This window comes from Kribbella amoyensis, assembly GCF_007828865.1.
Classification (GTDB): Bacteria; Actinomycetota; Actinomycetes; order Propionibacteriales; family Kribbellaceae; genus Kribbella; species Kribbella amoyensis.
The window spans coordinates 163,411-175,517 of sequence record NZ_VIVK01000002.1; the positions used below are offsets into that span (position 1 = coordinate 163,411).

11 protein-coding genes are annotated in these 12,107 nt (G+C 70.3%); 10 read left to right on the forward strand and 1 reads right to left on the reverse strand.

Features of this window, described 5'->3' with window-relative positions; genetic code table 11:
• Positions 1-129: 129 nt before the first annotated feature.
• From FB561_RS31025 to FB561_RS31050, 6 genes are all read left to right on the forward strand, one after another.
• Positions 130-1,629 carry an MFS transporter gene (locus FB561_RS31025; protein ID WP_145813604.1) on the forward strand — a complete coding sequence of 500 codons (1,500 nt, stop codon included), beginning with the start codon at positions 130-132 and terminating at the stop codon, positions 1,627-1,629.
• Entirely contained in the window at positions 1,626-2,753 is a 1,128-nt protein-coding gene (locus FB561_RS31030) for an aminopeptidase P family protein (protein WP_145813605.1), read from the forward strand. Before FB561_RS31025 ends, FB561_RS31030 begins: the two co-directional genes overlap by 4 nt.
• 170 nt (positions 2,754-2,923) lie before the next feature.
• Positions 2,924-4,402: a glutamate/gamma-aminobutyrate antiporter GadC gene (gene gadC, locus FB561_RS31035; RefSeq protein WP_145813606.1), complete on the forward strand. Its 1,479-nt coding sequence runs from the start codon at positions 2,924-2,926 to the stop codon at positions 4,400-4,402.
• Entirely contained in the window at positions 4,399-4,848 is a 450-nt protein-coding gene (locus FB561_RS31040; RefSeq protein WP_145813607.1) for a hypothetical protein, read from the forward strand. The genes gadC and FB561_RS31040 overlap by 4 nt, the downstream gene beginning before the upstream one ends.
• A gap of 5 nt (positions 4,849-4,853) precedes the next feature.
• Positions 4,854-6,200 carry a dipeptidase gene (locus tag FB561_RS31045; protein ID WP_145813608.1) on the forward strand — a complete coding sequence of 449 codons (1,347 nt, stop codon included), beginning with the start codon at positions 4,854-4,856 and terminating at the stop codon, positions 6,198-6,200.
• Between the two features lie 13 nt (positions 6,201-6,213).
• Positions 6,214-7,431, forward strand: coding sequence for a threonine/serine exporter family protein (locus FB561_RS31050; RefSeq protein WP_145813609.1), 1,218 nt, complete (start codon positions 6,214-6,216; stop codon positions 7,429-7,431).
• On the opposite strand, the gene FB561_RS31055 is transcribed toward FB561_RS31050, so the two are convergent.
• On the reverse strand, positions 7,415-8,083 hold the full coding sequence (locus FB561_RS31055; protein ID WP_145813610.1) for a DUF1345 domain-containing protein: 669 nt from the start codon (positions 8,081-8,083) through the stop codon (positions 7,415-7,417). The genes FB561_RS31050 and FB561_RS31055 overlap by 17 nt on opposite strands.
• A gap of 75 nt (positions 8,084-8,158) precedes the next feature.
• Between FB561_RS31055 and FB561_RS31060 the strand changes: the two genes are divergently transcribed.
• The 4 genes from FB561_RS31060 to FB561_RS31075 all read left to right on the forward strand — a co-directional run bounded on the left by FB561_RS31060 (position 8,159) and on the right by FB561_RS31075 (position 12,104).
• Entirely contained in the window at positions 8,159-8,668 is a 510-nt protein-coding gene (locus tag FB561_RS31060) for a DUF402 domain-containing protein (RefSeq protein ID WP_145813611.1), read from the forward strand.
• Positions 8,669-8,764: 96 nt separating this feature from the next.
• The gene (locus tag FB561_RS31065) at positions 8,765-9,454 is read left to right on the forward strand and encodes a hypothetical protein (protein ID WP_145813612.1); all 690 of its coding nucleotides are present in this window, start codon (positions 8,765-8,767) and stop codon (positions 9,452-9,454) included.
• Between the two features lie 7 nt (positions 9,455-9,461).
• Positions 9,462-11,459 carry a sensor histidine kinase gene (locus FB561_RS31070; RefSeq protein ID WP_145813613.1) on the forward strand — a complete coding sequence of 666 codons (1,998 nt, stop codon included), beginning with the start codon at positions 9,462-9,464 and terminating at the stop codon, positions 11,457-11,459.
• Positions 11,460-11,465: 6 nt separating this feature from the next.
• On the forward strand, positions 11,466-12,104 hold the full coding sequence (locus tag FB561_RS31075; protein WP_238335235.1) for a response regulator: 639 nt from the start codon (positions 11,466-11,468) through the stop codon (positions 12,102-12,104).
• The last annotated feature ends 3 nt before the right edge of the window (positions 12,105-12,107 follow it).

The following is a 12,107-nucleotide window of genomic DNA, read 5'->3' on the forward strand; positions in this document are numbered from 1 at the left end:
GACTTACGGCCGCGTCATTCACCCTCCATCTCGCCCGGGACGGTGAGCCCTCGCCCGGGAAGGGTGAGTTGGCGGTGAGTTGGTCGCCCTACCATCCGGAGCGAGTCAGCCACCGTTCGGAGGTATCCGATGAGCGTTCCTCAGGCGACCGTCCGGACCGGTGGGGTGCTCGCGGCCACCTGTTTGTCGACGCTGGTGGTGAACGCGAACACGTCCGCGGTCAGCATCCTGCTGCCCGCGATCAGCGACGACACCGGCACGTCGGTCGACACCCTGCAGTGGGCCGTCACCGGGTACTCGCTGGTCGGGGCAGCGGTGATCGTGACGGCGGGGTCGTTGGGGGACGTGTTCGGGCGGAAGCGGGTCTTCCAGCTCGGGCTGCTGCTGTTCGTCGTCTCGTGTGTGCTGATCGCGCTGTCCACGACAGGCGGCATGGTGATCGCGGGGCGGGCCATCCAGGGCGCCGCCGGCTCGACGATCCTCGCCTGTGGACTCAGCCTGCTGTCCGTGGCGAGCAGCGGTGCGGCGCAACTGCGTTCGGTATCGCTGTGGGGCGCGGCCGCTGCCGTTGGTGCCGCCGCGGGGCCGTTGGTCGGTGGGGTGCTCGTCGACGTCACCGGGTGGCAGGGTTTGTTCTGGATCGACGCCGTGATCGGGTTGGTCTGTGTGGTGCTGACCTACTTCACCGTGGCCGAGTCGCGCGATCCGAACCGGCCGCGGGACATCGACTTCGCCGGGGCCGTGCTGGTGGCCACGACACTCAGCCCGCTGGTCCTGGCCCTGAGCAAGGGCGGCGACTGGGGCTGGGTCTCGCTGGGCACGCTGATCTGTCTGGTCGTGGCGATCGGCTCGGGATTCGGGTTCGTCGCCGTCGAGCGCCGGGTCGCCGTCCCGTTGCTCGACCTGGCCCTGCTGCGGAACCGGATCCTGGTCGGCTCCACGATCGCGATCCTGATCGGCGCGGGCACGATCAACGGCCTGATGTACCTGCTCAGCCTGTACTTCCAGGACCCGCAGGCCCTCGGCTTCAGCCCCCTCCAGGCCGGCCTCGCCACGCTCCCGGCCACAGCCGGCCTGGTTGCGATCGCTCCACTCGTCCCGCGGTTCGCGGCGAAGCTCGGTGGTCGGCAGGTCGTCGGGCTGGGCTTCCTGATCACGGCGGCCGGGTTCGCCGTGATCGGATTCGTCCAGCCGTCCTGGCAGTACCTCCCGTTCCTGCTGCCGTTGGTCGCGATCGCGGTCGGGATGGGACTGTCGAACGGCCCCGCCTCGTCCGCGGCGACGGCGTCCGTGTCCGCCGACCAGGTCGGGTCCGCCTCCGGAGTGTCGAACATGGCCCGGTACGTCGGCGCTGCCGTGGCGACCGCGTTGGCCGCGACCATCTACGCCAGCGTGATCCAGAACCGCACCGAGTCCGGGCACACCGAGTCGGAGGCGCTCGCGGCCGGTCTGGCCACCGCGTCCTGGGTGATGGCGGTGTTCAGCTTCGTCGGGGTCCTGATGGCCGTGGTGATGGGCCGGCACCGGGCCGCCCGCGGAACCCTGCAGGACGCCGCCGCCTCCGCCGCCGCGGTCTCCCACACCTTGCCGACCACAGCCGCCGCGAACGCTGACCGGAGGAACCCATGACCGCGAACGAACCTGTCCCGTTCACCGCCGACGACTACGCGGCCCGGATGGCCCGGGTGACGCGGGACGCGGAGCAGGCCGGGCTGGCCGGGGTGATCGTCGGGCCCGGACCGGACCTGGTCTGGCTGACCGGCTACCAGCCGACCGCGATCACCGAACGCCTCACGATGCTGGCCCTGCTCCCGGACCGCGAACCCACCTTGCTCGTCCCGATCCTCGAACACCCTGACGCCGCGGCCGCGAAAGGCGCAACGGGCCTGACGCTAGTGGACTGGACGGACGGCTCGGATCCGTACGCCGCCGCGAGCGCACTCCTGCGGAACGACGGGCGCTTCGGCATCTCCGACTCGTCCTGGGCCCTGCACCTGCTCGGCCTGCAACGAGCGCTGCCCGGCACGCGGTACGAAGGGTTGAGCGCGTGTCTGCCGATGCTGCGGGCCGTCAAGGACGACAACGAGCTGGCCCGGCTCGCGGCGGCGGGTGCGGCGGCCGATGCGACGTACGGCGAGATCGTGAACGCCAAGTTCGCCGGCCGGCGGGAGACCGAGGTCGCCGCGGACCTGGCCGCGTTGCTGCGGCAGTTCGGGCACGAGCAGGTCGACTTCACCGTGGTCGGGTCCGGCCCGAACGGCGCGAACCCCCACCACGAAGCCGGTGAGCGGGTGATCGAGGAAGGCGATGCCGTGGTGCTCGACTTCGGCGGGCTGATGGACGGGTACGGGTCCGACACCACCCGGACCGTCACGGTCGGGGAGCCGACCGCGGAGATCCAGAAGGTGCACGACATCGTGCGGGCGGCGCAGCAGGCGGGCGTGGACGCGGTCCGGCCCGGGGTCACCTGCCAGGACATCGACCGGGCCGCGCGTGCGGTGATCACCGACGCGGGGTACGGCGAGTACTTCATCCACCGGACCGGGCACGGGATCGGGACCACGACGCACGAGCCGCCGTACATGGTCGAGGGGGAGGAGCAACCGCTGGTCCCCGGGATGTGCTTCTCGGTGGAGCCCGGCATCTACCTGCCCGGCCGGTTCGGGGTCCGGATCGAGGACATCGTCACGGTCACCGCCGACGGCGGGCGGCGCTTCAATTCCACCGATCACGGGATCCGTGTCGTCGGGTGACCATCTCACCCTCGACAGGTGAGGTGGCCGGCACCACGCTCGCGGGACCATCACGTCGCCGGCTGTGTCGGCCTCAGAAGGGGGACCACGATGGTGCTGGAGGCAATCGCAGGGCCACGATCCAGGAGTGACCGTACCGACGGCCGCGCCACGATCACCGGGGCGACGCCATGAACGCCATGGACGTCCCCGCCGACAAGCCGGTCGCGAAGGCCGAGCGGGCCGCCGTCCCGGCACGGGCCTGGATCTCGTGGGTCGCGTTGGCCCTGATGACGACCAGCTCGGTGGCCAGTCTGCGGCCGTCGCCGACGATGGCCGTGTACGGGCTGGCCTGTGTCTTCCTCTACATCGTCCCCGCGATCGTCTTCCTGCTGCCGACCTCGCTGGTGTCGGCCGAGCTGGCCTCCGGGTACGACGGCGGCGTCTACAACTGGGTGGCGCGGGGGATCTCCAAGCCGATGGGGTTCCTAGCGGTCTGGTGCCAGTTCGCGATGACGATCTTCTACTACCCGAGCCTGCTCGGCTTCGTCGCGAGCACGCTCGCCTACGTCTTCGATCCCGAGCTGGCCTCCAGCGGCCCGTACACCGCGTGCGTCATCGTCGTCGTGTACTGGACCGGGGTCTGGGTGTCGTCGCGCGGCACCAAGGGCGTCGCCGGGCTGGCCAGCGGTGGCCTGATCATCGGCACGCTGATCCCCGGTGCGGTGCTGGTGATTCTCGGCATCGCGTTCCTCGGCCAGGGCAACCAGTCCGCCGCGCCGATGAACGCCGACCACCTGCTGCCCGCCTGGGCCGGGTTGTCCAGCCTGGTGCTGATCGTCAACAACTTCCTGTCGTACTCGGGCATGGAGATGAACGCGGTGCACGTCGGCTCACTGCGCAACCCGGGCAAGGAGTTCCCGCGCGCGATCTTCATGGCGATGGGCCTGGTGCTGCTGATCTTCATCCTGCCGGCGCTGGCGATCAGCTGGGTGGTCCCGGCCGACCAGCTGTCGCTGACCGCGGGCGTGATGCAGGCGTTCGACGCGGTGTTCGCGGAGTTCGGGACGCAGTGGCTGACGCCGATCTTCGGCATCATGCTGGTCACCGCGTCGCTCGGCGGCATGCTGACCTGGCTGGCCGGGCCGTCGAAGGGCCTGCTGCTGATCTCCCGGCAGGAGGGCTACCTGCCACCGTTCCTGCAGCGGCTCAACAAGAACGGCGTGCAGCAGAACATCCTGGTCACGCAGGGCATCGTCACCACGGTCATTGCCTTGGGCTACGCGCTGATCCCCAACGTCTCCAGCGCGTACTGGATCTTCTCGGTGATCACCACGCAGGTGTACCTGATCATGTACCTGCTGATGTTCGTCGCGGCCGTCCAGCTGCGCCGCAAGGATCCCGATCACCCACGGGGCTACAAGGCGCCGATGCTGATCGGTCTCTGCGGGGTCGGCTTCACGGCATCGCTGGCCGCGCTGCTGGTCGGGTTCATCCCGCCCTCGCAGTTCGAGTCGGGCAACGGCGGCGTGTACTTCATCATCGTCGCGGGCGGCGCGCTCGGCCTCGGCCTGCTGGTGCCGTTCCTGTTCTACCGGCTCCGTAAACCGTCCTGGAAGCTGCCCGAGGACGAGGTGGAGGCCGGCGAGGCGGAGGCGGGTTCAGCATGAGCACGATGAACGAGATGTCGACCAAGCGCGAACGCCGGACGATCTACATCGTCATCGGGGCCGCCCTCGTGGTGCTGCTGATCATCGGGCTGATCACCTACTCCGCCGGCAAGTCGAACCGGGAGGCCGAGGACAAGGCGAACCAGCTGATCGGCGCCCTGCACCAGGCCGGGATCCAGCGGACGCCGTCGGTCGAGCAGATCACCGGTGTCCTCGGCGACGACGGCGGAGCGCTGTGCGCCGATCCGTCCGAGGCGCTCAGCAAGGCGATCCTGTACGGCATGATCGCGAACGGCGCCGGTGGACCCGGGGCCCGGCCGGTGATCGCGGACAGCCGGATCATCAAGGGGCAACTGCTGGTGATCAAGATCTACTGCCCCGACGAGCTGCCGAAGTTCCAGCAGTACGTCGACCAGCTCGAGTACGACGACACGATCAACGAGTGATCGCGATGGAGCTACGAGAGAGCGTGGCCGGTCTGATGGGCCGGGTGCACGGCGAACTGTCCGAACTCGTCGCGATCAGGTCGGTCGCCGATCCTCGCCAGTTCCCGCCGGAGGAGTGTGCGAAGGCCGCCAAGTGGGTGCTGGACGCCTTCGCCGCCGAAGGATTCGCGGACGCCCATCTGGAGGAGACCGCGGACGGCAGTCACGCGGTGGTGGGATCGCGGCCCGGCCCCGGCCCGGACGCTCCGACGGTCCTGCTGTACGCGCACTACGACGTGCAGCCACCGCTCGACGACGACGCCTGGCGAACTCCGCCGTTCGAGCTGACCGAGGTCGACGGACGGTGGTACGGGCGGGGTGCGGCGGACTGCAAGGGCAACATCCTCATGCACCTCACCGCGTTGCGGGCTCTGGGCAACGATCTCCCGGTGAACCTCAAGCTGGTGGTGGAAGGCTCGGAGGAGCAGGGCACCGGTGGACTGGAGGACTTCGTCCCGAAGAACGCGGACCTGCTGCGGGCCGACGCGATCCTGGTCTGCGACACCGGCAACGCGGCTGTCGGACGTCCCGCGGTCACGGTCAGCCTGCGCGGCCTGGTCAACGTGGTCGTCACCGTGTACGCGATCCCGTCGGAGCTGCACTCGGGCATGTTCGGCGGTCCCGCGCCGGACGGTCTCGCGGCCCTCGTCGCGATGCTCGCCACCTTGCGCGACGCCCGGGGTGACACGACGATCCGCGGCCTGGACAACACCCAGGTCTGGCCCGGGGAACCGTACGCCGCCGAGACGTTCCGGACCGATGCGGGAGTACCGGACGGGGTCGAGCTGCTCGGATCCGGCACGGTGTCGGACATGTTGTGGGCCCGTCCCGCGATCACCATCCTGGGGATCGACTCCCCACCCGTCCTCGGTTCCACGGCTGCGATCGTGCCGCGGGCGAAGGCCCGGTTGAACCTGCGGATTCCCCCGGGGACCGGGCCGGAACAGGCTGCCAAGGCGCTGGAGGACCATCTGCGCGCGGTGGCTCCCTGGGGTGTGCGGGTGACCGTGGAGGAGGAGGCGACCGGGTCGCCATTCCGGGCGGCGACCGATGGGCCGGCGTACCGGGTGATGGCGGCCGCGATGAAGGAGGCGTACGGCCGGGAGATGGTCAGGCTCGGGCAGGGTGGATCGATCCCGTTGTGCAACGTGTTCGCGGACACCTACCCGGACGCCGAGGTGATCATGATGGGTGTCGAGGAACCGCTGGCCCTGATCCACGCCCCGAACGAGAGCGTGGATCCCGGTGAGATCGAGCGGCTCGCCCACACCGAGGCCCTCTTCCTCCGGCAGTTCGCGGCCGTGCGCAGCTGACCCACTGCACCCGATGAGTTCGTCCGAGCCGTTCGGGGTGACGGTCCGGATCGCGTCGTTGCTGCTGGCATCGAGTGCCGAAGGCGTCGGGATGCTGGAGCTGTACGTCACCCGGGTCGCCCGGGCGTTCGGGATCGAGGTCGGCCTGCTGATCCTGCCTGAGCAGATCCTGCTCGCCGACCGGAGTTCGCCCGCGTCCGCGCCGGTCGCCGTCGTTCGCGCCGCACCGGGGCTGTCCCGGCTGGACCAGGTGGCCGCGCTCAAGGTGCTGGTCGCCGACATCGAGGCGGGACTCGCACCGGCCGAAGCGGGCCGCCGGGTCGACGAGCTCGCCGCGAGCGGGCCGAGATGGCCGGCCTGGTTGCGGGTCGTCGGGGTCATGCTGTTCGCCGTCGGGTTCGCGCCGAGCGTCGTGGCCACCGCGTCCGAGGTCGCCGCGACCGCCTTGCTGGGTGCCGTGATGGGTGTCCTGCTGGTGTCCTTCGAACGCCGCCGCTTCGAGCCGGTACTGCCGTTCGTCGCCGCGTTCACGTTGACGGTCCTGGCGGCGACGTTGCTCGACGGCATGACGGCGACCTCGGGTGTCGTCCTGGTGGTCGTGCCCGCGTTGTTCGTCGTCGTCCCCGGCGACTACCTGTCCGCGTCCGTGGCCGAGCTGGTAGCGGGGCATCTCAGCGCGGGCGCGGTCCGCCTGGTGTACGCGGCCCTCTTGCTCGGCATGCTCGTGGTCGGCATCGTCGGTGCGACCCAGCTGACCGATCGCGACGAGGCGTTGACCGAGACGCCCGTCGAAGCCACGTTGCCGTTTCTCGTGGTCGTGCTGGCGTGGATCCCGTTCACGGTCGGCCTGGTGCTGGCGTTCAACGGGCAGCCGAGGATGGTGCCGTGGTTGCTGCCGACCGTCATCGGTACCTATCTGCTCCAGCAAGGCGCGACCAGGCTGGGCGGGGACGTCTTCGGTACCTTGCTCGCGGGGATCGCCCTCGGCGCGGTCGCGAACGTGCTGTCGGCCCCGAACCACCGGCCACCGCGGCTGTTGCTGGTGGTCGGCGGGTTCTTCGTCCTCACCGTCGGCGGGCTCGGGCTGCGGGGTTTCACCGCACTGATCGGTGGCGACGTGATCTCCGGGTTCGACAGCCTGCGCGACTTCCTGCTCCAGGTACCGACGGTCGCGATCTCGATCGCCATCGGTGTGCTCGCGACGACCCGGCGGATCACGAGAACACGTTGACGGCACGGGCCACGACGAGACCGACGACGGCCAGCGAGATCAGCGACTGCAGGCCCATCGCCAGCTTGGCCCAGAACGCCAGCGGCATCACGTCGGTCGGGCTGAACGCGGTCGACGTGGTCAGCGCCAGGTACAGGTAGTCGCCGAAGCCGGGGCGCCAGTGGGGAGGGGCGACCTCCGGACTGATTTGCTGGACGAAGGCGAGATCGAGGTACCGCGGCATCCGGTGCGCCCGGTTGGCGGCGCCGCCCGCGTCGAGTTCCCAGTACAGCAAGGCGAACGAGATCAGGTTCGACAACCACACCACCCCGCCGGCCGCGAGCAGGATCTCGGGGGAGTTGGTCATCGCGCCGCCCTCGATCAGGGCCGCGATCAGCCGGACCGTCGCCACCAAGGCATCCAGCACCAGCAGCGCCACGATCGCGATCGACACACCCCGCAGGAACGAGGACCGCTTGTCGATCCGGCCGGGGTCGCGCACCATCAGTACCGCGAGCAGCACGATCTCGACCGCCGGCAACACCCACACCGGGGCGATCCGCAACTCCTTCGGCCGGAGGAGCGTCAACGCCATCGCCACCACGACCGCGGCCACACTCGGCCACCGGCGTTCGCCCCGAACCGGCCCCTCCGACTCCCCGCCAGTGCTCATGGCACCCCCGCTCGCCAGGGTACGCCGCCGGCTCGTCCAGGGCTGCTGGTCCGGAAGAGGTCGATACTGGGCCCCGTGATCCTCGAGGAAGTGTCCGTGTACCACCGGACCGGTCAGTGGTGCCGTGGCGTCCGAACCGGCGACAACGTCGTCGCGTACGACGTGGCGATCCTTCCGCGCTGGCAGGTCCCCGGCCTCCCGACCACCGACCGGTGCTTCGTCCTCGCCGACGAGGGGGTGCAGATCACCCGGCCGAACACGTTCAGCGGCACGCTCCGAGGCGGCTGGTACATCGACGTGGTCGACGTCGAGGAAGCGGAACCAGGCCGGCTGGTCGTCCACGATCGCGCTATCGACTTCGTCCTGCCGGCCACCAGCCTGCGGTACGAGGTGCTCGACCTGGACGAGTTCGCCGACGCACTGGAGAACGGGGAGATCGACACCGCCACGGCGATCCGGGCACTGCGCACGACACAGCGCTTCATCGACTCCCACCTGCGCAACCTGGACGAGGACGCGCTGACCTCCTGGCCCGACTTCCCACCGGCCACCGTCGCGAAGCTGGCCGAGCTGCCGCCGTTCTGAGTCCCAGATCGAGGGTTGGGACCGCGGTCCCGTGCGGTTGGGGCCGACGGCGGCCGACGCTCTTTGTCGACAGGGAGTCGATTCAGGGAGTGCATCATGACTGTCATCGTCGAAGACACCCGGGACAACCGGCCGGCCCCCGTGTTCACGGGCCGGATCCGCTGGGTGGCGGCGCTGCTCGTGACCGTGGGCGCCGCGTTGCAGGTGGCGGAGTTCCTGCTCGAGCCGGGCAGCGACACGACCGCGAGCCGGGTCGCCTGGTGGGTGGCGCATCCCGACCGGATCGAGTGGTCGAAGGCGGCCGGGCTGCTGGCGGTGCCGTTCCTGCTCGGGCAGGTGTACGTCACGGTGACGATCGCGCGCCGGCACTCGCGCCGGATCGCGACCGCCGCGGCCGTCTGCCTCACCGCGGCGATGACCGGCCTCGCCGCGATCCAGGGGGCCGAGCTGGCCGCGCTGTTCGCGACCAGGGCCGGGCACCAGGACGCGGCCATCGCGATCCTCGACAGCAGCGAACCGACCGTACCCGGGGTACTGCTGCTGGTGATGTTCCTCGGGGGCGCACTGATCGGGACCGTGCTGATCAACATCGCGCTGTGGCGATCCCCGTACGCACCGCGACTCGTGGTGATCTTCGGGGTCACCTTCGTGGTCCTCGACATCGTCCTGCAGCAGGGTGTCGCCGGACACCTCGCGGCGCTGGCGGCCGGACTGGTCCTGGCCTGGGCGATCGTCACCGGATATGTGCGGACCCCGCGCCAACGGGAGCGAGTGCGCGCACACTGACCTTGAGATGACCGTTCGGCAGTGGCCTCTGGCCCCGGTGATCGTCGCCGGGGCCACCGGCGCGCTCGCGCTCACCTCGCTCACGCTGGCGCTGACCACCGTGACGGACGCCGCCGACCTGATCGGGGAGAACCGGGCGAACCAGTGGCTCGCCGGACTCACGTTCGGGATCGTCGGCGCGCTGGTCCTCGCGTCGCAACCAGGGAACCGCCTCGGCTGGGTCCTGGGTGCGGGTGGCGTCTGCGCATCAGCAGGGTCCGCCTGTTCGGAGTACGCCGCGATCGCGCTCGACCCGACCCCGCTGCCGCTCGGGGGAGTGGCCGCATGGCTCGCTGCGGTGCTGTGGTTGCCGCCGTTCCTCGCGACGGTCGCCGCTGTGCCCCTGCTGTACCCAGACGGCCGGCTCCCGTCGTACCGATGGCGCTGGCCCGCCCGTACTGCGCTCGTAGCGGGGGTGGTCGCGTTCGTCGGGTTCGGAACGACGCAGGCTGCCGTGGACGACGCCGGGTTCCCGCAGATCCGGAACCCGCTCGACCTGGCCGTGCCTGACGACGTGCAGCTGGTGATCGTCGCGGCCGGGTTCGGGGTCGTACTCGTGGTCGGTGTAGCTGCAGTGATCGCGATCGTGCTGCGGATGCGCCAGGTGGACACGCGGCAACGGCAGCAGGCCGCGTGGTTCGTGGCCGCCGTTGCTCTGGCCGGGCCGGTGTCGTTCATCCCGGTGCCGCAGGTGGTCGACTTCGTCCTCAACGTCATCGCCGTTGCCTGCTTGACGATCGGCGTCGTGCGGCACGGCCTGTTCGACATAGAGCTCGTCCTGTCGCGCACGGTCGTGTACGCCGCTCTCACTGCGGTCGCGCTTGGCGTGTACCTCGCCGCGGCCGCACTGCTCGGCGCCAGGTCCGACGCCGGTCTCCTGCCCGCGGTCCTCGCCGCAGTGGCCGCCATGCTGCTGGCCGGTGCGAGCCGACGAGTGCAGCGCGTCGTCGACCGGCTGATGTACGGCGAGCGCCGCGACCCGATGTCCGCGCTCACCACCTTGGGCGACCGGCTGAGCGCCGCCATCGACACCGACGACGTACTCCCTGCCACCGTCGAAGGCGTCCGCACCGCGCTCAACCTCCCGTACGCCGAGGTTCGGCTCGCGGGGGAGGACAGCCCCGCCTTTACCTCGGGGACACAGCCGGACCGGGTCGCCTACTTCCCGCTGAGCCACGCCGGCGAGGAAGTCGGCCTCCTCGTGGTCGGGCTCCGTCGGGGCGAACAACAGCTGGCCCGATCCGACGGCCGCCTGCTGGAGGCGTTCGCGCGGCAAGCCGGGGTCGCGGCCCACGGCGTCCGGGCGACCCGCGAACTCCGCCGCTCCCGCGAACGCGTCGTCGCCTCGCGCGAGGAGGAACGCCACCGGATCCGCCGGGACCTGCACGACGGACTCGGCCCCGCCCTCGCCGGGATCTCGCTCGGCCTCGAAGCCGCCGACCGCGTCGTCACCCGGGACCCGGCCGGCGGTACCCACCTGCTCCGCGAACTCCGCGGCGATGTCACCGACTGCGTGGACGAGGTCCGCCGCATCGTCGCCGATCTCCGCCCGCCCGCTCTCGACGAGGGCCTGGTCACCGCCCTCCGGCATCAGGCCGACCTGCTCACGACGCGCTCCGGCGGCCGTCTCGTCTACACGGTCACGAACCCCACTCCCGCGAACGAGCTCCCGTCCGCCCTGGAGGTCGCGGCGTACCGCATCGCGACCGAGGCGATGACCAACACCCTCCGGCATGCCCACGCGACGACGTGCCAGGTCGACCTCGACTACGACACGAGCCACCTGCATCTCCACATCACCGACAACGGCACCGCCGAACCACCCCGTACTCCCGGCACCGGGCTGATGTCGATGCGGGAACGCGCCGAGGAACTGGGTGGTGTCTGCACCGTGACGTTCCGGCCGGGCCGTGGGACCGAGGTCGCCGCCGCGTTGCCTGCGGGCCGATCGTCCTTGACGAGGTGACTGGCCGTGATCCGGGTCCTGGTGGCTGACGATCATCCGGTGTTCCGGCGCGGCCTGGTCGGGGTTCTGGCCGAGGAATCCGACGTCGAGGTGGTGGCCGAAGCCGGTGACGGGGACGCGGCGATCGCGAAGGTCGGCGAACTCCGGCCGGACGTGGTGCTGATGGACCTGCACATGGCCGGTACCGGTGGGATCGCGGCCACTCGGCAACTCACCGACGACGCCCCCGAGGTCGCCGTCCTCGTCCTCACGATGCTCGACGACGAGGAATCGGTCCACGCGGCTCTGCAGGCGGGTGCCCGTGGGTACCTCGTCAAGGGCGCCTCCGGTGACCTCATCCTGGAGGCGGTCCGTGCGGTGGCGGCAGGCGAGGCCGTCTTCGGCGCCGACATCGCGGGCCTGGTCCTCGGCCGGCTCACCGCCGAACGCCGGGCCGCCCGCGCCGGCCCGTTCCCGATGCTCACCGATCGCGAAGAGGAGATCCTCACGCTCATCGCGCACGGCCGGTCGAATCCTGAGATCGCCCGTCACCTGGTGGTCTCGGACAAGACCGTCCGGAACCACATCACCAACATCTTCGCCAAACTCGGCGTCCCCGACCGGGCCCAGGCCATCGTGCGAGCCCGTGACGCCGGGCTCGCCTGAGCC

Bases quoted from the DNA above. Each gene is read 5' to 3' on its own strand.
- FB561_RS31025 (WP_145813604.1), top strand. From the start codon at position 130: ATGAGCGTTCCTCAGGCGACCGTCCGGACCGGTGGGGTGCTCGCGGCC.
- FB561_RS31030 (WP_145813605.1), top strand. From the start codon at position 1,626: ATGACCGCGAACGAACCTGTCCCGTTCACCGCCGACGACTACGCGGCC.
- gadC (WP_145813606.1), top strand. From the start codon at position 2,924: ATGAACGCCATGGACGTCCCCGCCGACAAGCCGGTCGCGAAGGCCGAG.
- FB561_RS31040 (WP_145813607.1), top strand. From the start codon at position 4,399: ATGAGCACGATGAACGAGATGTCGACCAAGCGCGAACGCCGGACGATC.
- FB561_RS31045 (WP_145813608.1), top strand. From the start codon at position 4,854: ATGGAGCTACGAGAGAGCGTGGCCGGTCTGATGGGCCGGGTGCACGGC.
- FB561_RS31050 (WP_145813609.1), top strand. From the start codon at position 6,214: ATGAGTTCGTCCGAGCCGTTCGGGGTGACGGTCCGGATCGCGTCGTTG.
- FB561_RS31055 (WP_145813610.1), bottom strand. From the start codon at position 8,083: ATGAGCACTGGCGGGGAGTCGGAGGGGCCGGTTCGGGGCGAACGCCGG.
- FB561_RS31065 (WP_145813612.1), top strand. From the start codon at position 8,765: ATGACTGTCATCGTCGAAGACACCCGGGACAACCGGCCGGCCCCCGTG.
- FB561_RS31070 (WP_145813613.1), top strand. From the start codon at position 9,462: ATGACCGTTCGGCAGTGGCCTCTGGCCCCGGTGATCGTCGCCGGGGCC.